General features: G+C 69.7%; 18 protein-coding genes. 11 read left to right on the forward strand and 7 right to left on the reverse strand.

Features of this window, described 5'->3' with window-relative positions; genetic code table 11:
* The coding region (locus Q8W67_RS20515) for a UDP-glucose/GDP-mannose dehydrogenase family protein (RefSeq protein ID WP_305549381.1) at nt 1-1,308 on the forward strand (1,308 nt) is incomplete at its 5' end.
* A 217-nt stretch (nt 1,309-1,525) separates the two neighbouring features.
* Here the strand turns inward: Q8W67_RS20515 and Q8W67_RS20520 are convergent.
* From Q8W67_RS20520 to Q8W67_RS20535, 4 genes are all read right to left on the reverse strand, one after another.
* Nucleotides 1,526-2,353 (reverse strand): response regulator transcription factor, encoded by an 828-nt coding sequence (locus tag Q8W67_RS20520; RefSeq protein ID WP_305549384.1) that lies wholly within the window; start codon nt 2,351-2,353, stop codon nt 1,526-1,528.
* 651 nt (nt 2,354-3,004) lie between these two features.
* Nucleotides 3,005-4,192 (reverse strand): glucosyl transferase, encoded by a 1,188-nt coding sequence (locus Q8W67_RS20525; protein WP_305549387.1) that lies wholly within the window; start codon nt 4,190-4,192, stop codon nt 3,005-3,007.
* 16 nt (nt 4,193-4,208) lie between these two features.
* Complete coding sequence (locus Q8W67_RS20530; protein WP_305549390.1) at nt 4,209-6,557, reverse strand: polysaccharide biosynthesis tyrosine autokinase; 2,349 nt, start codon at nt 6,555-6,557, stop codon at nt 4,209-4,211.
* Between the two features lie 126 nt (nt 6,558-6,683).
* Complete coding sequence (locus Q8W67_RS20535) at nt 6,684-7,919, reverse strand: polysaccharide biosynthesis/export family protein (protein ID WP_305549393.1); 1,236 nt, start codon at nt 7,917-7,919, stop codon at nt 6,684-6,686.
* 433 nt (nt 7,920-8,352) lie between these two features.
* Here Q8W67_RS20535 and Q8W67_RS20540 point away from each other — a divergent pair, with 433 nt between their 5' ends.
* Genes Q8W67_RS20540 through Q8W67_RS20570 form a run of 7 tightly spaced genes read left to right on the forward strand, consistent with a single transcriptional unit; the run spans nt 8,353 to nt 14,954 of the window.
* A complete protein-coding gene (locus tag Q8W67_RS20540) occupies nt 8,353-8,883 on the forward strand; it encodes an acyltransferase (RefSeq protein ID WP_305549396.1) in 531 nt (176 codons plus the stop codon).
* Between the two features lie 14 nt (nt 8,884-8,897).
* A complete protein-coding gene (locus Q8W67_RS20545) occupies nt 8,898-9,926 on the forward strand; it encodes a Gfo/Idh/MocA family protein (protein ID WP_305549399.1) in 1,029 nt (342 codons plus the stop codon).
* Nucleotides 9,923-11,038, forward strand: coding sequence for a DegT/DnrJ/EryC1/StrS aminotransferase family protein (locus tag Q8W67_RS20550; RefSeq protein WP_305549402.1), 1,116 nt, complete (start codon nt 9,923-9,925; stop codon nt 11,036-11,038). The genes Q8W67_RS20545 and Q8W67_RS20550 overlap by 4 nt, the downstream gene beginning before the upstream one ends.
* Complete coding sequence (locus Q8W67_RS20555) at nt 11,022-12,053, forward strand: SDR family NAD(P)-dependent oxidoreductase (protein ID WP_305549405.1); 1,032 nt, start codon at nt 11,022-11,024, stop codon at nt 12,051-12,053. Before Q8W67_RS20550 ends, Q8W67_RS20555 begins: the two co-directional genes overlap by 17 nt.
* Complete coding sequence (locus tag Q8W67_RS20560; protein ID WP_305549408.1) at nt 12,050-13,186, forward strand: DegT/DnrJ/EryC1/StrS aminotransferase family protein; 1,137 nt, start codon at nt 12,050-12,052, stop codon at nt 13,184-13,186. The genes Q8W67_RS20555 and Q8W67_RS20560 overlap by 4 nt, the downstream gene beginning before the upstream one ends.
* A complete protein-coding gene (locus Q8W67_RS20565; protein WP_305549410.1) occupies nt 13,183-13,983 on the forward strand; it encodes a polysaccharide deacetylase family protein in 801 nt (266 codons plus the stop codon). The genes Q8W67_RS20560 and Q8W67_RS20565 overlap by 4 nt, the downstream gene beginning before the upstream one ends.
* Complete coding sequence (locus Q8W67_RS20570; protein WP_305549414.1) at nt 13,980-14,954, forward strand: glycosyltransferase family A protein; 975 nt, start codon at nt 13,980-13,982, stop codon at nt 14,952-14,954. The genes Q8W67_RS20565 and Q8W67_RS20570 overlap by 4 nt, the downstream gene beginning before the upstream one ends.
* A gap of 311 nt (nt 14,955-15,265) precedes the next feature.
* On the opposite strand, the gene Q8W67_RS20575 is transcribed toward Q8W67_RS20570, so the two are convergent.
* Genes Q8W67_RS20575 through Q8W67_RS20585 form a run of 3 tightly spaced genes read right to left on the reverse strand, consistent with a single transcriptional unit; the run spans nt 15,266 to nt 19,077 of the window.
* Nucleotides 15,266-16,936, reverse strand: coding sequence for a glycosyltransferase (locus Q8W67_RS20575; protein WP_305549417.1), 1,671 nt, complete (start codon nt 16,934-16,936; stop codon nt 15,266-15,268).
* A gap of 12 nt (nt 16,937-16,948) precedes the next feature.
* Nucleotides 16,949-18,181, reverse strand: coding sequence for an ABC transporter ATP-binding protein (locus Q8W67_RS20580; RefSeq protein WP_305549420.1), 1,233 nt, complete (start codon nt 18,179-18,181; stop codon nt 16,949-16,951).
* Nucleotides 18,181-19,077, reverse strand: a complete 897-nt coding sequence (locus tag Q8W67_RS20585; protein WP_305549423.1) for an ABC transporter permease — start codon at nt 19,075-19,077, stop codon at nt 18,181-18,183. The genes Q8W67_RS20580 and Q8W67_RS20585 overlap by 1 nt, the downstream gene beginning before the upstream one ends.
* A 353-nt stretch (nt 19,078-19,430) precedes the next feature.
* Here Q8W67_RS20585 and Q8W67_RS20590 point away from each other — a divergent pair, with 353 nt between their 5' ends.
* The 3 genes from Q8W67_RS20590 to Q8W67_RS20600 all read left to right on the forward strand — a co-directional run bounded on the left by Q8W67_RS20590 (nt 19,431) and on the right by Q8W67_RS20600 (nt 23,979).
* Entirely contained in the window at nt 19,431-20,480 is a 1,050-nt protein-coding gene (locus tag Q8W67_RS20590; RefSeq protein WP_305549426.1) for a glycosyltransferase family 2 protein, read from the forward strand.
* A 215-nt stretch (nt 20,481-20,695) separates the two neighbouring features.
* On the forward strand, nt 20,696-22,207 hold the full coding sequence (gene gpmI / locus Q8W67_RS20595) for a 2,3-bisphosphoglycerate-independent phosphoglycerate mutase (RefSeq protein ID WP_305549543.1): 1,512 nt from the start codon (nt 20,696-20,698) through the stop codon (nt 22,205-22,207).
* A 356-nt stretch (nt 22,208-22,563) separates the two neighbouring features.
* Complete coding sequence (locus Q8W67_RS20600) at nt 22,564-23,979, forward strand: lipopolysaccharide biosynthesis protein (protein ID WP_305549429.1); 1,416 nt, start codon at nt 22,564-22,566, stop codon at nt 23,977-23,979.
* The last annotated feature ends 1 nt before the right edge of the window (nt 23,980 follow it).

Raw genomic sequence — 23,980 nt, forward strand, 5'->3', positions numbered from 1 at the left:
GGCTATGTCGGCCTGGTTTCCGGGGCGTGCCTGGCGGATTTCGGCCACAGCGTTGTCTGCATCGACCGCGACCCGGACAAGATCGCGAGCCTGAACGCCGGCCGCATGCCGATCTACGAGCCCGGGCTGGACGCGCTGGTGTCCGAGAACGTCCGCCAGGGCCGGCTGGGCTTCGGCTCGAGCCTGCGGGAGGCGGTGGCGGGGGCCGACGCGGTTTTCATCGCGGTGGGCACGCCCTCGCGCCGGGGCGACGGCTTCGCCGACCTGAGCTTCGTGTTCGAGGCCGCCCGGGCGATCGCGGGAGCGCTGTCGGGCTTCACCGTGGTGGTGACCAAGTCGACGGTGCCGGTGGGCACCGGCGACGAGGTCGAGCGCATCATCCGCGAGGCCGCCCCCGGGGCGGATGTCGCCGTGGTCTCGAACCCGGAATTCCTGCGCGAGGGCGCGGCGATCGCCGACTTCAAGCGTCCCGACCGCATCGTGGTCGGCGCCGAGGATGCCCGGGCCGAGGCGGTGATGCGCGAGGTCTACCGGCCGCTCTACCTCAACGCCGCGCCGATCCTGGTGACGCGGCGTCGCACCGCGGAGCTGACCAAGTACGCCGCCAATGCGTTCCTGGCCGCCAAGATCACCTTCATCAACGAGATCGCGGATTTGTGCGAGGCGGTCGGTGCCGACGTGCAGCAGGTCGCCCGCGGCATCGGGCTCGACAACCGGATCGGCACCAAGTTCCTGCATGCGGGGCCGGGCTATGGCGGCTCGTGCTTCCCGAAGGATACCCTCGCCCTGGTCAAGACCGCTCAGGATGCCGGGGCGCCGCTGCGGCTGGTCGAGACCGTGGTGGCGGTCAACGACCAGCGCAAGCGCGCCATGGCCCGCAAGGTGATCAAGGCCTGCGGCGGCAGCGTCCGGGGCCGGACCGTCGCGCTGCTCGGCCTGACCTTCAAGCCCGACACCGACGACATGCGCGAGGCGCCCTCGCTGGCGATCGTGGCCGGCCTGCAGGATGCCGGCGCCACGGTGCGCGCCTATGATCCCGAGGGGATGGAGCAGGCGCGCGCGCTGATGCCGTCTGTGGAATACGCCGAGAACCCGTACGCCTGCGCCGAGGGCGCGGACGCGCTGGTGATCGTGACCGAGTGGAACGCCTTCCGGGCGCTCGATCTGGACCGGCTGCGCCAGGCCATGGCGCCATCCGGGGCCGCGCCCGTGCTGATCGACCTGCGCAACATCTATCGGCCGGAAGAGGTCCGGCTCGCCGGGTTCGCCTACAGCAGCATCGGCCGCGCCGAGGCGCCGGCCTCCTGATCCGGCCTGATCCGGCGCGGTGGCCGAAACGTGTGCGCGGATAAAAAACGGGCCTCCGCCTCGATCGCCCTTCGAGGCGATCGGGAGGAGGCCCCGAAGCCGTGCCCGATCGCGCTGGATCGGGCCTTCATCCTGTGGCGCCTGTGATCGTGCGCACTCGCCCCCGGCCGAAACGGCATCCCGCGCAAGGCGCGCTCCGGCGGCGGCCGACCCGCGATCAAGCCGCGGGGGCCTTCAGGCCGGCTAGGCTCGAATCCTCCCGCAGGAAGTACTTGTTCGTAAGATACGCGACCTCGGTCCTGTTCTTGGCCTTCAGCTTCTTCATGATGTTGCGGACATGGACCTTCACGGTACTCTCGCACATGTTCAACTCGTACGCGATTATCTTGTTGGGCGTGCCCTTGCGCAGCGCCCGCGCGACACAGAGCTGGCGCGGCGAGAAGATCTCGTCTTCGCCGGTCTCGACCGGCTCTTCCACCTTGATGCTGGCCAGAAGGGGAAAGAGGCATTCCGCCGGGATGTAGACGCCGCCCGCCTGGACAAGCTGGAGGGCCTGCAGGGCGATGTCGACGGAGGTCGTCGTCGGGATATAGCCTTTGACCCCGAGCTTGATGATACGCACGATCTGATCGAGACTCTCTCCGTCCGAGATGACGGCGACAGGCGGAGCATCGACCTCGCCCTGCAGCAGCGTCAGTTCCCGGGTGATCTCGGCCCACTCGCTCTCCGACAGGTTGCCGTCCGGACGGCAGAGCACGACCACTTTCGCTGCCGCGAAGGGCGTCTGGCGTTTCCACGTCTCGATATCCGGGAAGACCTCGAACGACGTATCCTTGTCGGCTTCCCTGAGGGACGCGGCGAGGCATCGACCGACGAGTTGCCTCCGATCGATGATCACGATGCGATTCGTGCGGGCTGTGGACGGATCCCGCTGCTCGATGACGGTCGGACCGTCACCGCCCTGCGCTCCCGAAAAGCCGTGGCGGCTCTCGGGGGTGTCCCGCTCAACGATGACGAGCTCGTCTCGAGTACCAAGACTGGCCATAAGAAGTTACCTCCTTTCGCAGGAAGCCCATTGCCGGGCGACGGCGTAGAAACGCACTGAACACGCCATCGACGTGACACTGGCGGGCGGCGGCTCTTGCGGTGCCGTAATGAGCCCCTCTCGATAACCGCGGATATAATGCTAACTTTCGTAAAAAGCGCTGTAAATACCCTATCGCTACCGAGGGGATTTAATTTCAAGGCAAACTACATCAGTTTCAGACTACGTACGTAGCATTTAATATAATCGTTTTTGATCTCGGTATTAGATCTTGCGCCGAATTTTCAAAGTCACTGTGCGTCTCCTGCTGTTCTTCGGCGCGGGAGAGCGGTATCGAATGAATCGATCGGAAGTCCCGGCGTAGAAAAATATTCGGTCTGCGCAGCCGGCGTTATCGCCAAGCCGTCCGGGACATTCGAGTGCGGAATTCAGCGCGCCGAAGGGGCCTTCGGATATCTGTTTTGCTTGACGGGCCGTCGGTGCGCGGATGCATTCCAGCTACCGATTTTTGTCGGCGGAAATGCAGAATTCGCAGTCGAAATGACGCGCGGCTACTGATTTCGTTGATGGGTCTGCGTAGTGGAGCCCGTGCAGGCCCGTGGATCCAAGGGGGGCGTCGAATCGTCGACGGCGAGATGTCCCGGCGGGGGCTCAGGCGATGCGGTCCAGCAGATCGCGCATGCCGTGCACGTCGACGAATTTGGAAAGCTCGCAGGCGACCAGCCGGCTCTGCATGTCCGTGTAGGTCGTGCCGTCGAGGGTGCGCAGGAACGCGATGACCGCGTGCTCGAGCGGTTCGGGGAAGGCCCAGCCCAACCGTTCGGAGACCGCGTAACGGCCGGTTGCCGTGTCGGCGCGCGCCAGCGTCAGCGCCCCGCACAGGCCGCCCTCGTAGAGCCTGTTCGGCAGCAGCCAGTCCGAGTTTAGGCCGTCGTCAAGGTAATCGACGGCCCAGCTGAAGTGCACTCCTTCATAGATGTCGGGCAGCTCCACCGGATTGGCGTAGGGGCCACGGAACGACATGTTCGGGTGCCGGCTCAGCGTCTCGGCGAGGTCGCGGGGATCGATGTCCTCCTCCGAGAGGCGCCCGGCGATGACGATCCGCACCGAATTGCCGAGCGCGCCGGCGATGCCGGCGAGGATCGTCAGGCTCCTGCTGCATCGCAGGGTGCCGAACCAGCCGATGACCCAGGGCGGCCCCGCCAGGCGGTCGCGATCCAGCCGATGCGCCACCTCGCCGAGGCGGTGCGCCATGACCTTGTTCTCCAGGAGATGCCACGCGCCGGCGAAGCCCTGGACGGGCTCGAAGTAGCGGGTCACGAAGTCCGGGGAACTGACGACCAGGAGTGCGCATCGGCCGAGGATCCAGCGTTCGACCGCGCGGGCGAGCCGCCCGGGCGAGTCCGGCCGCACCATCAGCCGCTGGATGTCGAGCACCTCGTAGACGAGGGGCGCGCGGCTGCCCGCCAGGCGCACCGAGGCCCAGGCCACCAGAGCCATATCGAGGTTGCGCACGTAGACCACGTCCGCGGCGCGGAGGTCGCGCCAGCGCCGGAGCGCCCGGACGACGCCGAGCGCCAGCACCGGCAGACGCCGGCCATAATGCCGGTCCACCGTCCGCCCGAGCGGGACGGCGTCGCCCACGATCGTGAGATCGGCCAGGCCGTCACGCGCCCGCACGAACATGTATTCGATGACGGACCAGCCTGCGTGCCGGATCGCGCCGACCCGCTTCCGGATCGTCGGCTCGACCCGGTCGTGGCCGAAGAAGGCGACCAGACCGGACGAGACTTCCGGGCCGGCCCCGAGGGCCTCCGCGCCTGCGTCGACCCGCATCATGGCGTGCTGCGCGCCGTCATGCGGAGGCTTCCGAACCAGGGCCCGGGGGCCGGCTGCGCACCGCGTCGGACACCTCGGGCCGCGTCCGCCGCCGCCACGGCCGGCCGACCCGGGGCGGGTCGGCCGAGACCGCGACTTTCCGGACCAGGGCGTCCACGGTGGTGCCGCGTCGGACCGTGGGGCCCTCGGTCGTCTTGTTGAGGACGACACCCAGGATGGTGAAGCCGCGGGATTCGAGGTCGTGAACGGCGGCGGCGACCTCGTCGATGTTCGTCTTGCCCGCCTCGACCACGATGATCAGCCCATCCAGCACGTCGAGGAGCGGACGCAGGGTGGGAAGCTCCTCCACCGGCGGGAGGTCCACGACGATGCGGTCGAGATTCGTGCGCTCGTCCCGGACCAGGCCGGCGATCCCGTCCGGGGTCATCAGATCGCTGAAATGCGGATCGCCGGGCTGGAGGCTGCCGCAGGCGAGCAGGCGGACATCGCCGAGCTTGAGCCGGACCGCCTCCTCGGCGCAGCAGCGGCCGGCAAGCACGTCGAGCAGCCCGCGCACGTCTGCGGCCTGGTTGAGACGCGACAGCGTGGCCTGCCGCACATCGGCGTCGATCAGCAGGATCCGGCCCCCGGAAGACGAGCGGGCGCGGGTCAGCAACTGGCTGAAATTGCTGGCGAACGTCGTCTTGCCGGCGCCCGCCCCGATCGACGTGATGCCCATCGCGAAGACCGGGCCCTGGCGCTCGTTGCCCAGCAGATGGGTCTTCAGGCTGTGCAGGCGCTCGACGAAGGCCGATTGCGGCATGAACCGCACGGCGCTGGCCTTGAACGCCTCCACGCTGGTCGGGCGCTGCGCCTCGCCGGCATGGGCCTGCGCGAGCGACAGGGACGCCCGGTAGCCCGGCTCGCGCCGCAACTCGGGGAGGGCGGCGAGGCACGTCAGGCCCTTGCCGGTCAGCTGCCCGGGCGATCGGACGGTCCGGTCGAACCAGTGCCGGGCGAAGGCGCCGCTCACCCCGAGCCCGGCGCCGACCAGCATCCCGAGCATCGCGATGAGGCCGCCGCGCGGCGCGCTCGGACGCTCGGGGACGCTGGCGGACGTGATCACGTGCGCGGAGGGCTGCGGGTAGGATTGCTGGTTGACGGCGTCGATGTAGCGCTGGAGCAGGTTCGTGTAGATCTGGTCGTAGGTCTCCGCGGCCCGGTCGAGTTCCTTCGCCTTGACCCGCGCGTTGCTGGTGACGAGCGTCTTCGAGATGAGGGCGTCGAAGGCCGCCGTCATGCTGTCCTCGCGCGCCTTAGCGACCTCGTAATCGTGATCCAGCGAGACGGCGAGGCGCTCCAGCTCGGTGCGCAGCGACCGCTTGGCCGCCAGGATGTCCCTCTGGACGGCCTGGACCGCCTCGTGGTCAGGGCCGAGGCGGCGCTTCAGATCATCGCCGTGCTGCACGAGATCCACATACTGCTTGCGCAGCTGGATGATCACCGTGTCCTTAAAGGCTTCCGTGATGCCCGGATCAGCGATGTCCGAATCGAGCAGCCCGCGGATCTGGTCGCGGACGGACCGGGCGTCGACGGTCTTGGACCGGGCATTCGCCACGGCGGTGTTGAGCTCTTCAAGCTGCTGCTCGCCGACCAGGCCGCGCTTGCCGAGATCGATGATGGCGTGCTCGGCCTTGTAGGTCTGGGCCTCGCGCGAGGCCTCGCTGGAACGCTGCTGGAGCTCCTTCAGCCGCGGCAGCATCCACTCGCCGGCGACCTTCCAGAGCTGCGACCGGTTCTCCAGCTGCGTGCTCACATAGGCGTCCGCGACGGCGTTCGCGACGGCGGCCGCCTCGGCGGGGTTGTCGAGGCTGTAGCCGACCTCGATGACGTAGGCCGCCCCGATGCGGGCGGCTTCCAGGTTCTCGCGGACCGTCCCGGCCTGCCGCTGCTCCGGGCTCACCGCGACATGCTCGTTGCCGGCGGCCGAGGCGCCGAAGCGACGATGCACGAATTCCTTGGCCGCGCCTATGGCTTCGCGGAATTTCGCGACCAGCGGATGCGGCGGCACGGACAGGTCCTGCGACGGCGGCAGGCCGAGCTTGCGCACGGCGGCCAGCGCGATCTTCTCCGAGCGGATATATTCGACCTGACTTTCGACCTCGGCGATCTCGAGCGGAGTCGCCGCGCCCGGCGTGTCGCGCGCCGTAACCGGGCTCGAGCGGCTCTCGATGTAGACGCGCGCCTTTGCGGTGTAGATCGACGGTGCAGTCGCCACGTAGATGATCGCGGCGATCAATCCGAGGGAACTGAGCGCCAGGATCGACCGCCAATGCTCCCGCACGACCGTCAGGATCGAGACCTGGGCCTCGGCCTCGGCCGGCATCGGCGCGCCTCTCCACGGTCCTGCCAGGCCGGGGCCGGCAGGATCGACCCGGAGAAAGGACGCGCTGGTCGAATGTCGATTCATGGCTGTTCCCTCACCGCGGCGGGGCCGCGCATCCGCGCAACGTCAGTTCTGGCCGGTCCCGTCGCCGATCCCCCGCAGGGCGGGATCCGGTTTGAGCAGAACCTCCACGACGTCGCCCGGCTGAAGCTCCGTCTCTTCAGCCGCATCGATCTTGTCCGGTGACGTTTTGTTCTGGCGGAAGACGGCGAGCGACGCGCGCGCTCGGCTTCCGGACAAGAGCTGGGTCCGCAGCGCGCCGGTATAGACCAGCTTGTCGTTGACACTGTTCAGACGCGAGCGAAGGGCCGTCAGGTTGCTCTCAGCGACCTGAAGTTTCTCCAGCGCATCCAGGGCCTGCTGGTCGTCGACCCGTTCGAGCTTGCGGGCGACATCGCTCTTGTCCCGCTCCAGCTGGGTCACCTGGACCAACGTCTGGAGCGCCCGGGTCGAGGACAGCAGCACCGATCGCCGGGCGTCGGTCAGGCGCGTCGTCACCACGGCGCCGCGCTGGAACAGGGCACGCACCTGATCATACTCATCGGCATCGGCGGTGACGCCCTCCTTCTCCTTGGCCTGCTGCTCGGTCAGGCTCGCGAGCTGGGTCTGGGACCGGGCGAGGGAGCGCTGCAGATGCTCCTTCTCCTTGGTGATGTCCGAGATCTGAAGGCGGAGCTGCTGCTCGGCGAGCTTTTGCGCGACGGTCGCGCGTGATCCAGGGGCGCCGAGGGCCGCATCCGTGGCGGCCGGGGGAGGCGCAGGCGCCTTGTCGGCCCGCGCCGCCGCGATGATCGCCTTGAGGCGCCAGACATTGGCACTCTCCCGGGCGATGCTCGCCCAGACGCTGTCGTACTCGGCGCGCAGGTTGGCGGTCTCGACGACCGGGTTTTCCATCCGGAAGCGCAGGAGATTGTAGCCGCCCGCGAGCGCAATCGCCTGCCGGACGGTCATGCCCGGGTGGAACGGGTGCTCGCCCTGCTTGGTCACGTCGCCGCTCAGGTAGACCGGCTGGTACTTCGCGATCCGGACCCCGATCTCGTCGGGCTCGATCACGGCGATCGACTCCTTGCCGTCGGAGTTGCGCTGCCGCACGGCCTTGGCCGGAAGCGACTTCTGCAGAATCTGGCGAAGCTCCGTGAGGGTCAGGCCCACGGCCGGAACCTCCCCGAGCAGCGGGACCATGATGGTGCCGTCGATCCCGACGGTGGCCTCCTGCTTGAAGGCGGGGATGCTCAGGGCCGTTACCTCGAGCGTGTCGCCGGCCGAGATCCGGTACTCCGCCGAGGCTGGGTGCGCCCCCATCCCGAGCAGGACAGCCGCGAGCGCCGCGAGGCCTCCGCGCCGGCCGGCTCGGGTTTCACGGATTCTTTGGCGTGCTGGATTGGGCCAGGTCTTCACGCGGCATCCCTCATGCTCGGGCGCGGGTTCGGCCCCCACGCGGCCCCACCGCGTGCCGGTTTCGCCGCTCATGGATGGCTGGAGCGGCATGATGCGTAACGGCACAGTTCGCCGGGACTCATCCAAAAGGGGGCCGGCCGCACCGCCCGGGGCCGCGGATTGCCCCTTTCGATGTATGGCCGGCCGGCCCGATCGGCGGAGGTGCGCCGGGTTGGCCGCCGCGTGCGGACGATGGCCGCCTTTCGACGGAGGACCGGTATCGAAAGCCTGGGTTCCCGATCGTCCGCAGCTCCGCGCAGTTTTGCCGTACAGAAATTCGGCAAAAGGAGCCGCTGGGATGCCGATTACCGATGCCGATATTGAGGATGATGTGGGTATTTTCTACCCGGATCTCGTAAATATTTACGGATGTGAAATAAAAGCAGGGTCGCGCATCGGACCGTTCGTCGAGATCCAGCGCAACAGCAGCATCGGCCCGCGCTGCAAGGTGTCCTCGCACACCTTCATCTGCGAAGGCGTTTCGATCGGTGCGGAAGTCTTCGTCGGGCACGGCGTGGTCTTCACCAACGAACTCTACCCCGAGGCGACCAACGACGACGGCAGCCTGAAGCGCGACGGGGACTGGGACCTCGTCGAGACCGTGGTTGGGGCGCGGGCGTCGATCGGCTCCAACGCCACCATCGTGGCCGGCATCACCATCGGGGAGGGCGCCCTCGTCGGGGCCGGCGCCGTCGTGACCCGCGATGTCCCGCCCTACGCCATCGTGGCCGGCTGCCCCGCCCGGGTCATCGGCGACACGCGCGAGAAGCGCGCTCGATCCCGCCGGCCGTCGCGGCCGGTGCCGGCCAAGCCTCTGCAGATCGCTTGAGGGGAAACACGCACATGATCGCCATCGGAATCGTCGGATACGGCTATTGGGGGCCGAACCTCGCCCGCTGCACGTCGGAGACCGAGCAGTGCCGGCTTGCGGCCATCGCCGACCAGTCGGCCACGGCGCTCGGGCGAGCCGGCAAGCGGCACCCCTCCGTCCGCCTCTACCAGGACTGGCGCGACCTCGTCGCGGATCCCGAGATCGACGCCGTCATGGTCGCGACCCCGGTGAGTTCGCATTTCGAGATCGCCATCAACGCGCTCCGGGCCGGCAAGCACGTCTTCATCGAGAAGCCGATCACGTCCTCGGCCTTCGAGGCGCGGCTGCTGATCGAGGAGGCCGCCAAGCGCAACCTCACCCTCATGGTCGATCACACCTTCGTCTATACGGGGGCGGTCGAGAAGATCAACGAACTCGTCAAGGACGGCTCGCTCGGCGAGGTGTTCTACTACGACTCGACCCGGGTGAATCTCGGCCTGTTCCAGCGCGACGTGAACGTGATCTGGGATCTGGCGGTCCATGACCTCGCGATCCTCGACCACGTCCTGGACCTCGCGCCGGTGGCGATCTCGGCGAGCGGCACTGGGCATTTCAGCGGCCGCCCCGAGAACATGGCCCACCTGACGATCTTCTATCCACGCGGCGTCGTCGCGCAGATCAACGTCAACTGGCTGGCGCCCGTGAAGGTCAGGCAGACGCTGATCGGCGGCAGCAAGAAGATGATCGTCTACAACGACCTCGACCCGATCGAGAAGGTCAAGGTCTACGACCGCGGCGTCACCGTCGGCGACGGGTCCGGGGACATCACCGAGCTGATGGTCTCCTACCGGACCGGGGACATGTGGTCGCCGCATCTCTCCTTCCGCGAGGCGCTCGTCGTCGAGATCGAGCACTTCGTCGACTGCATCGCGACCGGCAAGGCGCCGCAGACCGACGGCCACAGCGGCTTGCGCGTGGTCGAATTGCTCGAAGCCGCGATGCGCTCCCTGCGCCAGAACGGCCACCCGATCGACCTCATGCCACTTGCGAGGGCTTCGTGATCCCGTTTCTCGACCTCAAGGCGCAGTACGCGGCCATCGGCGGCGACGTCGAGACTGCGGTCCTCAACGTCCTGCGCAGCGGCGACTACGTCCTCGGGCCGGCCGTCACCGCGTTCGAGAAGGCCTTCGCCGAGGCCTGCGGCGCCCGGCACGCGGTCGCCGTGAGCAGCGGTACCGCGGCCCTGCATCTCGCCCTGCTCGCCCTCGACATCGGTCCAGGCGACGAGGTGATCACGGTCTCGGCGACCTTCGTGGCGACGGTGGCGGCGGTCCTTTACGCCGGTGCTACCCCGGTCCTGGTCGACATCGACCCGGTGAACTGGACGATGGATCCGGCCCTGGTCGAGGCGGCGATCACGCCCCGCACCAAGGCGATCCTGCCGGTGCACCTGCACGGCCGCCTGGCGGATCTCGACGCGCTCGGCTCCATCGCCCGGCGCCACGGGATCGCCCTCGTGGAGGACGCCGCCCAGGCGCATCTCGCCGAGCGTCACGGGCGCAAGGCCGGCACGGTGGGGGATATCGGCTGCTTCAGCTTCTATCCCGGCAAGAATCTCGGAGCCTACGGCGAGGGCGGCGCCATCGTCACGGACCGGGACGATCTGGCCGAGGCCGCACGATGCCTGCGCGACTGGGGGCAGGCCGGGAAGTACAACCACGTCCGGCACGGCTTCAACCTGCGCATGGACGGGGTCCAGGGCGCCGTCCTGGGGACCAAGCTGCCCTACCTGGAGGCCTGGACCCGCGCCCGGCAGGCGATCGCGGCCGAGTACGGCACGAAGCTCGCGGGCCTCGGCCTCGACCTGCCGGGTCCGGCCGGACGCGACCACGCCTTCCACGTCTACGCGGTCAGCGCCGTCGACCGCGAGGGGCTGCGCCGGCACCTGAACGAGGCCGGCATCGCCACCGGCATCCACTATCCCGTCCCCGTCCACCGGCAGCCTGCCTACCGCCACCTCGACGACGGAGCCGGACGCCTGCCGGTCACCGAGCGCCTAGCCGCCCGGACCCTGTCCCTGCCGATGTTCCCGGAAATGACGCCTGCCCAGATCGATACCGTCTGCCGGGCCGTCTCCAGCTACTGCGAGGTCGCCGATGCCCAAGCTGCGTGAGGTCACCAAGGGAAGCCGCTTCAGCGGCGATCTGCGCGGGACCCGGATCCTGGTCACCGGCGGATCGGGCTTCATCGGCTCCCACATCATCGACCTGCTGGTCGAGGCCGGCTGCGACGAGATCGTGGCCATCGACAACATGGTGCGTGGCCGCCCCGAGAACCTGAAGGACGCCCTCGGCTCCGGGCGCGTCCGGCTGGTGCAGGGCGACATCCGCGACCGGGCCCTGATGGACACCCTCGTCAAGGGGACCGACGTGGTGTTCCACCAGGCGGCCCTGCGGATCACGCAATGTGCCGCCGAGCCGCGCCAGGCCTTCGAGGTGATGGCGACCGCGACCTTCGACCTGCTGGAGCGCTGCGTCGAGGCGGGCGTCGCCAAGGTTGTGATGGCCTCCTCGGCCTCCGTGTACGGGATGGCCGAGACCTTCCCGACCGACGAGACGCATCACCCCTACGACAACCGGACCCTGTACGGGGCCGCGAAGTCCTTCGGCGAAGGTCTCCTGCGCTCGTTCAACGATATGTACGGGCTCGATTACGTCGCCCTGCGATACTTCAACGCCTACGGACCGCGGATGGACCTGACCGGCCGCTACACCGAGGTGATGGTGCGCTGGATGCAGCGCCTGGCCGATGGCCAGTCGCCCATCGTGTTCGGTGACGGCCTGCAGACCATGGACCTCGTCCATGTCCGCGACATCGCCCGGGCCAACATCCTGTCGGCGACGGCACCGGCGACCGACGTGGTGCTCAACGTCGGCACCGGCGTCGAGACCTCCCTGGTGGACCTCGCCGCGCATCTCACCCGGATCATGGGCCGGGACGGCACCCCGCTTCTCCACGAGGCCGAGCGGGCCGTGAACCCGGTGCCGCGGCGCTTGTGCGACACCCGGCGCGCCCGGGAGCTGATCGGCTTCGAGGCCGAGATCGGTGCCGCGGAGGGCCTCGCCGACCTCGTGGCGTGGTGGCAGGACGAGGCCCGATCGGATCATCTGAGGCGGGCGCTGGCATGATCCCGATCGCGAAACCCGAGGTCGGCGAGCCCGAGGCCGAGGCCGCCGCCGCCGTCGTCCGGTCCGGCTGGCTGACCCAGGGGCCGCAGGTCGCGGCCTTCGAGGCGGCGTTTGCCGAGGTCGTCGGCGCCCCCCATGCCTGCGCGGTCTCGAACTGCACCACCGCGCTGCATCTCGCGCTGCTCGCCGCCGGGGTCGGCCCCGGGGACGAGGTGGTGACGGTGAGCCACAGCTTCATCGCCACCGCGAACGCCATCGCCCAGTGCGGGGCGACGCCGATCTTCGTCGACATCGACCCGGCGACCTTCAACATGCGTCCGGACGCCGCCGCGGCGGCGATCACGGAGCGCACCCGGGCGATCGTCTGCGTCCACCAGATGGGCATGCCCTGCGACATCGACGCCATCGTGGCCATCGGGCGCCGCTCCGGGATCCCGGTGATCGAGGACGCGGCCTGCGCGATCGGCTCCGAGCGCCTCCAGGGCGATGTCTGGCGGCCGATCGGAGGCCCGAGCGGCGACGTCGCCTGCTTCTCGTTCCACCCGCGCAAGGTGCTGACCACCGGCGACGGCGGCATGATCACCACTGCCAATCCCGCATGGGACCGCAAGTTCAGGCTGTGGCGCCAGCACGGGATGAGCGTGTCCGACATCGCCCGGCACGGCAGCGCGCGGGTGGTCGCCGAAGAGTATTCCGTCGCGGGATACAATTACCGGATGACGGACGTGCAGGCCGCCATCGGCCGCGCGCAGCTCACGCGGCTGCCCGGACTGATCGCCCGGCGGCGCGCCCTGGCGGAGGGCTACCGCGCCCGGCTGGCCGAGCTTCCGGAGGTGGGCGCGCCGCCCGAGCCGATGGGCCTGCGCAGCAACTGGCAGAGCTACTGCGTCCGCCTGCCGGAGGCGGCCGACCAGGGCACGGTGATGCAGACGATGCTCGACCTGGGCATCGCGACCCGCCGCGGTATCATGTGCGCGCATCTCGAGCCGCCCTACGCCGAGGCGCCGCGGCGCTTCGCCCTGCCCGAATCCGAGCGCGCGCGCGATCACGCAATCCTCCTGCCGCTCTACGCGGCCATGACGGAAGCCGAGCAGGACAAGGTCGTCGCCGGCCTGCGCACCGCCCTGCGATGATCCCCCGGCCGATCAAGAGCCTCGCCCGCACCGTGGGGCTCACCCGCCCGCGGGTCGCGGCCGCCCGGATGGCCTGCGAGCGCACGACCCTGGCCTTGGCCGGGCCGCGCCGCGCCCTCCCGGGCGGGCGAATCCTCTGCTACCACGCGATCGGGCAGCCGGAATGCGGGGTCAACGACCTCACCCCCGGGCGCTTTCGCCACCAGATCGAGCTGGCTTTGCGCCTCGGCTACCGCTTCGTGCCGGCGGCCACCATCGCGGAGGGCCGGGGCGAACCCTGGGACCTCGCGATCACCTTCGACGATGGTTGGCACAGCGTGCTCGGCGCGGCGGCGCCGATTCTGCGCGAGCATGAGGTTCCGTGGTCGCTGTTCGTCGTCTCCGGCTGGCTCGACCGGCCCGGGACCGGCCCGCCCGGAGTCCTGGGCTGGCGGGAGGTCGAGGCCCTGGCGGCGGCCGGCGCCGAGATCGGCAGCCACTCCATCACCCATCCGGATTTCGGGCGGATCAGCGCCGAGCAGGCGGCCGAGGAACTGGAAGGGTCCCGCAGCGCGATCGCGGCCCGCCTCGGTATCCGGCCGGACAGCTTCGCGATCCCCCTCGGCCAGTCGGCGAACTGGACGCCCGCTGCCGCCCGCGCCGCCGAGCGGGCCGGCTACAGGATCGTCTACGCGCAGGCCGTGGAGACGCGGCCGGGCGGGACGGTCGGGCGCAGCTTCGTCACGTATTTCGACAACGATCTCGTCTTCGGCGCCCTTCTCGGGGGGGCCTACGATGCCTGGGAGGAGTGGATATGACCGAGACCGCGCGCCGTCCCGAGGTCTCCGTTGTGGTGCCCACCTGCAACCGGGCTTCCCTTCTTCGCGAGGCCCTGGCGAGCATCCGCGCCCTGGAGGGGGCCGATCTCACCTTCGAGATCATCGTGGGCGACAACGGCGAGCCGGGGCCGGGCGCTCGGGTGGCCGCCGAGTTCGGCGCGATCCATGTCCCCGTCGATCGCCCCGGTGCGGGCGCGGCCCGCAACGTGGCTCTGCTCCGGGCCAGCGCCCCCTACGTGGCCTTCCTCGACGACGACGACGTCTGGATGCCGGGCCACGTCCGCGGCCATCTCCGGCTTCTCAAGGCCGACCCGGATCTCGGGATCGTCTTCGGGCAGATCGTCACGACCTCTCCGGAGCTGGAGCCGGTCTACGGACCCTGGCCGGCGGATCTCCCGCAGGAGAGGGGAACGCTGCTGCGCAGGATGATGAGCGGGTACTTCCCGCAAATCGGTGCCACGCTGGTGCGCCGGAGCCTTGTGGACGACATCGGCCTGTTCGACGAGGCGCTCCTCGGGGACCAGGATTGGGATTGGCAGATCCGCGCGGTGCGCCGGCACGGGGCCGGCTTCGTCGCGGCGCCCTGCGTGCACTTCCGGCAGCGGCCGGCCGGGACCTTCGACAGCCTGATCGCCCGCCGGATCCGCTTCACCCGCTTGGTCTTCCGCCGCCACGCGCCGGCGCTGGGCGTCTCGCCGCTCGCGGCGTTGCGGCTCTATTTCGGGACGGTGCAGGGTTATTACGACGCCTTCTCGGCTGCCGCCCAGGCTCACGCGGCCCGCGGCGATCGGCGCGCCGCCCTGCGCGCGCTCGCCTCCGCCTTCCGGCTGATGCCGCACCGGGCGATCAAGGACGCGATCCGGCCGACGCACCTGCGCGCGGCCCTGCTGGCCACCGCCGCCGCGCAGGCGAGCCGGCCCCTGGCGGCGGCCGAGCCGGAGACGCGGTAGAGCTTCGTCATCCGGCTCGGGAGGGACTTCCTCGGATCACGGCGCCGTCTGGCCGGGGGCTCGCCGCGCGGGGCAACACGGCCAGACATGACGGCGGCCCGATAGGACCGGACGCGCCGCGCGCCCTCTCCCGTTCGGGCTCCCGCACCTCGCGTTCCGGATCGTCGGCGGCTCGAAAGGGAACCCCGTCCCGGGATGAAGCGCGCCCTCCCTCCTCCGCGGATGGAGAGGGCGACGCGCGCGTCCGGCACAAACCCGCCCGGTCGCAGAGATCCGGGCTCAGGCCGGCCAGCGTCCGGCGCTCACGCCGATCAGATGGATCCCGTGCGCAGGAGCCCGGACCGGTCCTTCACATTGCGCACCAGCCATTCCGGGAGGAGCAGGCGAACCCGCTCCCATGGCCCCGAGAAGTGACCGGCGCTCCGCAGGGCGGCCCAGGAGGCGATCCGTTGGCGCAGGGGAAGCATGCCGATGTAGTTCTTGGTCATCCCCGAGACCGGGAAGTCGGAGCCGAACATGTCCTGGTGGCGCAGGTCCGGCTCGCCGAGATGGGGAGCCTCGGCCGGGACCGGGTCGGCGGCGTCCGACGCGAGCCGGGGCAGCGCCCGGGCCTGTGCGTAGACCGCGTCGAGCCCGGCCAGCCAGGCGGCCGGCGCGTAAAGGCGCGCGATGGCAGCGGCGGTCTCGGCCCCCGCCGCCCGGCGCGCCGGCGCATCGGCGATGAGCGCGGTCAGGTGGGCCTCGTAGGCGGATTGGTCGTGGGCGACGTGGGCGGTGGCGTCGAGCCCCGGATGGTTGATCGCCACGATCTCCGCCGCCTCGGGCGCCTCGAAGCGGGTCACCAGCGGAAGTCCGTAGGCTGCGGCTTCGAGCATCGAGGTCGAAGAGACGAAGGGATAGGAATCCACGTAGATGTCCGCGGCCTCGAAGAAGATCCGCGGATCCGATTGCTCCGGATAGGCAATGATGCGCCCATCCGTGGCGGCCTGCGCCGGGGCCCAGTCCGCCCGCTCGCCGGGGCCGACCACGATGAGCCGGGCGTTGGGGTGTGCGGCCAGCAGGTCGACATGGCGGTCCGCGTAGGTCACCGGCCCGACGTTCCGGTACTTGGCGCCGCGCGCGACCGAGACCAGGAGCACGCAGTCGTCCGGGACGCCGAGGGCTTGCTTGGCCGCGCTGCGGGAGCGCTGGCGTTCGGGCAGCGTGATCAGCGTCGGGAGGAGGAAACTCCGGGCCGGTTCGACGCCGCGCCGCGTGATCGCGAGCCTGCGCGCGGCCTCGCGCAGGTTGATCACCCCGTGGCTGATCCGTGTCCCGATCCAGAACAGGTGATCGGCGTGGTTGAGGATGAGGACCGGCGGATGCTTCGCCGGATCCGCGAAGGCGATCAGCGGGATGACGTCCTCGCAATGGATGTGGAGGACGACGACGTCGTAGTCCCGGGCGACCCGCCGCAGTTCGCGCGCCCAGGCCAGCTTCCCGCCCTGCCGATGGTTCAGGTGATGGATCGCGCCGCCGCTCCCGCGCACCGCTTCTGTGATCCGGGCATCGACCGGGCCGCGATGCTGGGTCAGGGCGACCCCGTTGATCCGGTGATGGTCGGCGTTGATCCAGAGCGCGAGCATCTTGGTCAGGCCCCCCACCGGGGCGAGCTGCGTGCAGACGTGGAGGACGCGCCGGAAGGGCGCCGGGTCCGCGGCCGGGCGATCATCGGTCGGCGGCTCCAGCCGTCGGCCGACCTCGGCCATCAGGCGCTCTAGGCGGGGACTCGCGAACACACCGCAATGGCGATGCGCCGCCAGGGTCGCCGCGATGGCGGTCTCGACGGCAGCAGCGGCATCGTCGCCGGCCGCCGCGAGACGCTCCGCGTGCCGGACCCGGGTATCGAAGGCGTCGAAATTCATCCGGATCCGCCCGGGCCGCCGGGCGGTCTCCCCCTCGGCCCCGTCGTGACGGACCCCTGACGCGACGGTTGCCATCATGCTCTCCGGCCTTCAACGATGCGGGGCGGCGTCGGACGTCCAGGTTCCCGGCTGGTGGAACACGCCGAACACGTCGGGCGCGAAGACCGGGTGCTCCACATGGAAGCGGCCGCCGACCTGCGCGGCGAGCAGGCGCTCGAAGCCGCGCTGCCGGACCACGACCGAGACCGTGTAGGTGTCCGCATTCAGCGTCAGCGGCGGCGTCAGCAGCTCGATCTCGCCGTCGCCCGACAGGGGTGCCAGCTTGGCACGATCCGTCAGCGTGCTGAAGTTGCTGCAGAGAAGCTCGTCCGACCGCGTGATCGAGAACAGGACATGGGGCTCGGCGACCGGTTCCGACGCGGTGTAAAGGGCACGGATCCGCATCCGTTCGCCGTGCCGGAACAGCGTCTTCGGCGCCCCGGACTCGTCGGCGATGGTCACCTCCCGGATCTTCACCGGATGGTGGCCACTCTCCGGCCGGAACCACGAAGCGTCGGCGAGGTAGCTGTCCTGCTCGTAGTGGCGCAGGCCCTCGTCGGTCGGGCCGTCGAAGGCTACGCGGCCGTTCTTGATGTAAATGACCCGCTGGCACATGGTCTTGATGCTGAACATGTTGTGCGAGACGAGCAGAATGGTCGAACCCTTGCTCTGAAGGCGCCGCGCGAAGTCGATGCATTTCTTCTGGAAGGCGTAGTCGCCGACTGCCAGGACCTCGTCGAGGAGCAGGATGTCGGGCTCCAGATGCGCGGCGACCGAGAAGGCCAGACGGACATACATGCCGCTCGAGTAGCGCTTCACCGGCATGTCGATGAAGTCGCCGATCTCGGAGAACTCGACGATCGCGTCGAATTTCGCGGCGATCTCCTGGCGGCCCATGCCGAGGATCGAGCCGTAGAGGAAGATGTTCTCGCGACCGGTCAACTCCCGGTGGAAGCCGGTGCCGACTTCGAGGAGCGCGCCGACCCGGCCGACCAGGCGGATGCTGCCGGTGGTCGGGGCGGCGATCCGGGAGATGAGCTTGAGGAGCGTGCTCTTGCCCGCCCCGTTCAACCCGATGATGCCGACATTCTCGCCGTGCCTGATGCCGAAGTTGACATCCTTGAGCGCCCAGAAGCCCTCATTGGAGCGGCGCGCCTCAGTCCGGCGCGACATCAGGCCCCGCATGCTCTGGCTGAGCGCCTCGCGCAGGGAATTCTGGTGCGCGGCCCGGGGAGCGCGCCAGTATTGCTTGCCGATATCTTGTACGCTGATCGCCATCGACATCAGATTACGTCCGCGAAAGAGCGCTCCATGCGCTGGAAGAAGATCAGTCCGGTGAACAGCAGCAGCGACGCGGCCGTGACCGAGACCGCGAGCGCGAAGGCGTCGGGGGGCGTCCCCCCGAGGATCGCGAACCGGAACGCCTCGATCAGCCCGACCATCGGGTTCAGCGCGTAGAGCCAGCGCACCGAGCCGGGGACGATGCTGGACGCGTAGACGATCGGCGAGGCGTACATCCAGATCTGGATCACGAACGGCAGCGTGTGCTTCACGTCGCGGAAGCGGACGTTGATCGGGCCGAGCCAGAGGCTCACGCCGAGCGCCAGCATCGCGGTGACGGCAAGGGTCGGGATCGCGAAGGCGAGATGCCAGTCCGGCATAACCCCGTACCAGACCATCAGGGCGAGCATCACGCCGAGGGCGATGGCGAAGTCGACCATCGGCGACACCACCGTGGCGAGCGGGATGACAAGCCGCGGGAAGTAGATCTTGCGGATGAGTTCGGCTTCCGCGACGAGTCCGGTGGAGCTCCGGCGCACCGCCTCGGCGAAGTAGGTCCACAGGATGATGGCGCTGCCCGCGAAGAGCGCGTAGGGCGCGCCGTCGGTCGGCATTTTGGCGAAGTGGCCGAAGATGATGGTGAAGATCAGCACCGTGAAGAGCGGCTGGGCGATCGCCCAGCAGGCGCCCAGCGCGGTCTGCCGATAGAGCACCTTGAGGTCCCGGAGGATCAGGACCCGCAGCAACCCGCGATAGCGCCAGACGCTCGTGGCATCGAAGGCCAGGATCCGGTCTTCCGGGGCGATCTCGGTGACGGGCATCGCCGCCAGTTCGGGGCTCGATCCGGCCACGGCGTGCTTTGATGCGTCCAGTACCAGCGCGTCCAGAGATTCCATCATTCGAGGCGGTCCCGCACGACAATCGGCGCTCGCGGGAATCATGTCGAGGCGCTCGGCTGCCCGATCGGTGATCCCGCTGAGCTGGGCTATCACTGCGGTAGATCGGCTTGAATTACACCTTTCGTCGTAACGACACTCCCGACTGAAGAGGTGGTTGTCGAGTAAGACCGTATTGGCCGCCTATCATGACCGACGAGACCCCAGACGCGGGACGTCGCCTCCGTCGAGTCCGGTCCGGCCGGCCCGGGCCATTGCGCGGGGCGGGCGGCCCATCGCCGGGGCCTGGCGCTTCCTCCGGAACGGGGCCGCCGCGGGTTCGGCAGAAGATCGGGCCCAGGTCCAGGAGAACCGCCATGAACGACGCCTCGGACGTTGCCGGCATTCCGCTGGTAACGATCGCCATGCCGGCCTTGAACGAGGCCCGCCATATCGCCGACGCGATCCGCTCGGTGATGCCGGCGCCCGACGCGGTCGCATGCGAACTGCTGGTGATGGATGGCGGGAGCAGCGACGATACCTGCGCGATCGTCCGGGCGCTGAGTGCGCAGGATCCGCGGATCCGGCTGATTCCCAACGAGCGCCGCATCCAGGCCTCGGGCATCAACCTCGCCGCGCGCCTCGCGCATCCCGACTCCACCTATCTGGTCCGCGCCGATTGCCACGCCGCGTATCCCGGGAACTGGGTGCCGGACCTGATCCACGCCATCCGCCTGCGGGAGGCGGTCTCGGTGGTCGTGCCGCTGCGGACCATCGGGGTGACGCCGCTGCAGAGAGCCATCGCGGCCGCCCAGAACAGCCGCCTCGGCAACGGCGGATCGGCGCATCGCCTGGGCGGGATCTCGGGCTACGTGTCCCACGGCCACCACGCCATCTTCGACCGGCGCGAGTTCCTGCGGGTGGGCGGCTACGACGAGAGCTTCTCCCACAACGAGGATGCCGAACTCGACCGACGGCTCTGCGCGGCGGGCGGCAGGATCTATCTCGCGGCGGATCTCGCCGTCTCCTACTTTCCGCGTGCGACCCTGGGCAGCCTGACGCGGCAGTACTTCCTGTACGGCCGCGGCTGCGCCCGGACCCTCGAGAAGCACGCCAGCCTGCCGCGGCTGCGCCAGATGCTGCCGCCCCTGGTCCTGCTCTACGGCATCGCCGCCCTCGCGCTCGCGACGGTCGCACCGGGGCTTCTGATCCTCCTGGCGCTCTATGCCGGAATCTGCGGACTGAGCGGCCTCGCCCTGGCGCTCCGCTCGCGGGAACCCGTCCTGGTCATGAGCGGACTGGCGGCGATCGCGATGCACCTGTCCTGGGCCGCCGGGTTCCTGTCGCATCGAGGCTATCGGAAGACGCTGGTGCGGACCGCCCTGGGCCGGAAGCCGCGCTTCACCAGCGTCTCGCGCGGGGTCTGAAGTCCCGCGCGGCCCCAGCGGACGTCCGGGGTATGTCAAAAGCCGGACGTCGTCCCACACCCGTCGCGAATTCCGCGCGCCGGCCGGTAGTCCCGCGCGGCCAAGCCGATTATCGACACGCGCATGATGTGCGGACGTCCCGGAAGCCCCGGATGTGCCGCGCGCGAAGGCCGTGGAGAGTTGTGACCGTGCCCGACAGGACCCCGCGCCCCGTGATGCTCGTGATCCTCGATGGCTGGGGTCTCCGGGACGCGGTCGCCGACAATGCCGTCCATCAGGCGCGAACTCCGATCTTCGACGGCCTGATGCGGGAGCGCCCCCGGGCGCGCCTGCGGACCTTCGGGGCGGATGTCGGCCTGCCCGAGGGGCAGATGGGTAATTCCGAGGTCGGGCACCTGAATATCGGCGCGGGCCGCGTGGTCATGCAGGACCTGCCGCGCATCGATGCCGCTGTCGCCGACGGTTCGCTCGCCACGAACCCGGCGCTCGTCCGGTTCATCGACGCGCTGCGCGCGACCGGCGGGACCTGCCACCTCGTCGGCCTGCTGTCGCCCGGCGGCGTCCACGCGCACCAAGACCACGCGGTTGCGCTCGCGCGCGTGCTGGTCGCGGCCGGCCTGCCGGTCCGTCTCCACGCGTTCACGGACGGGCGCGACATGCCGCCGCGTTCCGCCACCCCCTGCATCGAGGCCGTGGAGGCCGCGCTCCCGGAGGGCGCGCGCATCGCGACCGTGTGTGGACGCTACTACGCGATGGATCGGGACCGGCGTTGGGAGCGGGTCCAGATCGCCTACGAGGCGATGGCGATCGCGCGCGGCGCCCATTTCGAGACGGCGCTGCAGGCGATCACCGCCGCATACGCCGAAGATCTGTCCGACGAGTTCATGCGCCCCGCGATCATCGGCGATTACGCCGGCATGCGGGACGGCGACGGCGTGCTGAGCTTCAATTTCCGCGCCGACCGGACCCGGCAGATCCTCGAGGCCCTGTTCGACCCGGCCTTTGCGGGTTTCCCGCGCGCGCGGACGATCCGGTTCGCCGCCGCCCTTGGGATCGTCCAGTACAGCGTCGAGATCGATGCCTTCGCCGGCACCCTGTTCGCGCCCCTCGACCTGCCGAACGGGCTCGGCGAGACCGTGGCCCGCGCCGGACGCACCCAGCTGCGCATGGCCGAGACCGAGAAGTACCCCCACGTCACCTACTTCATGAACGGCGGCCGCGAAGCGCCCTTCGAGGGCCAGGACGCGATCCTGGTGCCGTCGCCCCGGGTAGCCACCTACGATCTGCAGCCGGAGATGTCGGCCCCGGAACTGACCGACCGCGCCGTGGCGGCGATCGGCTCGGGGCGGTACGACCTCATCATCCTGAATTTCGCCAACCCCGACATGGTCGGCCATACCGGCAGCCTCGCCGCCGCCGTGACGGCGGTCGAGACGGTCGATGCCTGCCTCGGCCGGGTGGTCGACGCGATCACGGGCTGCCGGGGCGCGCTGCTGGTGACCGCCGACCACGGGAATTGCGAGATGATGCGCGACCCGAGGTCCGGCGAGCCCCACACCGCCCACACCCTCAACCCGGTGCCCGTGATGCTCGTGGGCGTCGACGGGGTGTCGCTGGCCGACGGCCGTCTGGCGGACGTGGCGCCGACCCTTCTCGACCTGATGGGCCTCGCTCAGCCGGCCGAGATGACCGGGGTGTCGCTGATCCGGAGGGCGCCCGGGCCCTGAGCGGGACTGGCGGCACGGCGCCTGCACGAGCGCGAGCTGCCATGTGCGAAGCCCCCACGATACGTCCCTTCGCGGGATCTTTCTGTCCCGAAGCGGGGCGAGTTGGTCGCCTGTTCGGAAAGCCCTCCGCGATTTATCGGTCGTATTGTTTCGTCTCCGAAAGCCGCCCTGTCCTTCCGGAACTCGGCGGAGGCGCGATTCCGGAAACCGGAGCCGCCGGTGGAAGGGGATGATGCGGAACGACCTGCCTGACTCGCACGATCTCGGCGGTTCTGGATTCCGGGCTCCGCCGCGCGGCCCCGGGATGACGGGCGCGTCTTGAAATCGATCGGTCATGCCCGACGGGGCACGAAGACATGATCGCCCGGCACAGCCTGATCTATGTCGGCTCGCGCGGCTTCGCCGCCGCCCTCAACATGGCCTCCGTGGCGGTGTTCACGCGGCTCGCGCCGGTCGAGAGCTACGGCACCTACCTGTACGTCCTGTCCTGGGCGCTGGTGCTCTATGGCGCGACCTGCCAATGGCCGAAATTCGCGTTTTTCGCCCTCTATGACGAGGCCCGCGAGCCGGCCCAGGTCGGCACGGTGGTGCGCATCCTTGCGGGCACGCTGCTGCTGGCCGGGCTCGGCAGCGCCCTGGCGGCCGGGCTCGGCCTCGTATCGGCCCGGATGGCGGGGGCGATCCTGGGGCTCGCCATCGGCACCACCCTGTTCGAAGGCGCCACCGAGATCGCCCGCACGCGCCTGAAGGCCGGGGCGGTGGCGGCCTCGGTGATGTGCCGGGCAGTGCTGATCCTCGGCCTCGGCAGCTTGGCGCTGCACCTGTCGGCCGATCCCCTGCACCTCGCCTTCGCGGTGGCCGCCGCCAACGCCCTCGCTGCGCTCCCGGCGGCGCTGACCATCGCCCCGATGATGCCCGGCCGCGGCAGCCGGGCCGAGGCCCTGCGCCTGTTCGCCTATGGCTGGCCGCTGGTGCTCTCGTTCGGAACGGCTGCGCTCGCCCAGAGCCTCGACCGGCTGATCATCGCCAAGACTGTGGGGCCGGCGGGGCTCGGCGCCTACGGGGCGCTCGCCGACTTCCTGAAGCAGAGCTTCATCGTGTTCGGCGAGGCGATCGCCCTGTCGCTGATCTCGATCGCCAAGCGCGAGGCGCGGGCGGGCGGCATGGCGGCGGCCGCCGCGGTGCTGAACGACGCCGCCCGGGCCATGACCCTGGTCGCCGCCTTCGGGGCGGTGTTCTTCCTCTGCTTCGACGATCTGGTGGTCGCGGTGCTGCTCGGCCCCGACTACCGGGCGGAGGCGCGCGAACTCGCCCCGGTGCTGATCCTGGCGAGCATCCTGATGATGTTCCGCGCCTACTATTTCGGGCAGGTGATCTACTTCACCCGCTCCAGCCGTCTGGAGGCGGGGGCAGCCGTCGCCACCCTGGCGGCGGTGGCCGCGCTCTCGCTCCTGCTGATCCCGACGCTCGCCGCCGCCGGGGCGGCCCTGGCCTTCGCGGGCGGCCAGACGGCGGCGTGCCTGGTGCTGGTCCTCGGCGCCCGCCGGGCCGGTACCGCGATGCCGCTGCCGCTCGCCGACATGGCGGGGATCGCCGGCTCCGCCCTGGCCTGCGGGGTGGTGATCGTCGGGATCAGCCTGGTGCCGGGCGGGCTGATGCCGCCCGGGCAGGCCCTGCGCATGGTCCTGCTCGCCGCGGCGGCGGGGGCGACCGCGTGGCGCTATGACGTGCTCGGCTTTGCCGGCGCGATCCGCCACCGGCTCGCGGCCTGAC

Source organism: Methylobacterium sp. NEAU K (genome assembly GCF_030700285.1).
In the GTDB taxonomy this organism is placed as follows: domain Bacteria; phylum Pseudomonadota; class Alphaproteobacteria; order Rhizobiales; family Beijerinckiaceae; genus Methylobacterium.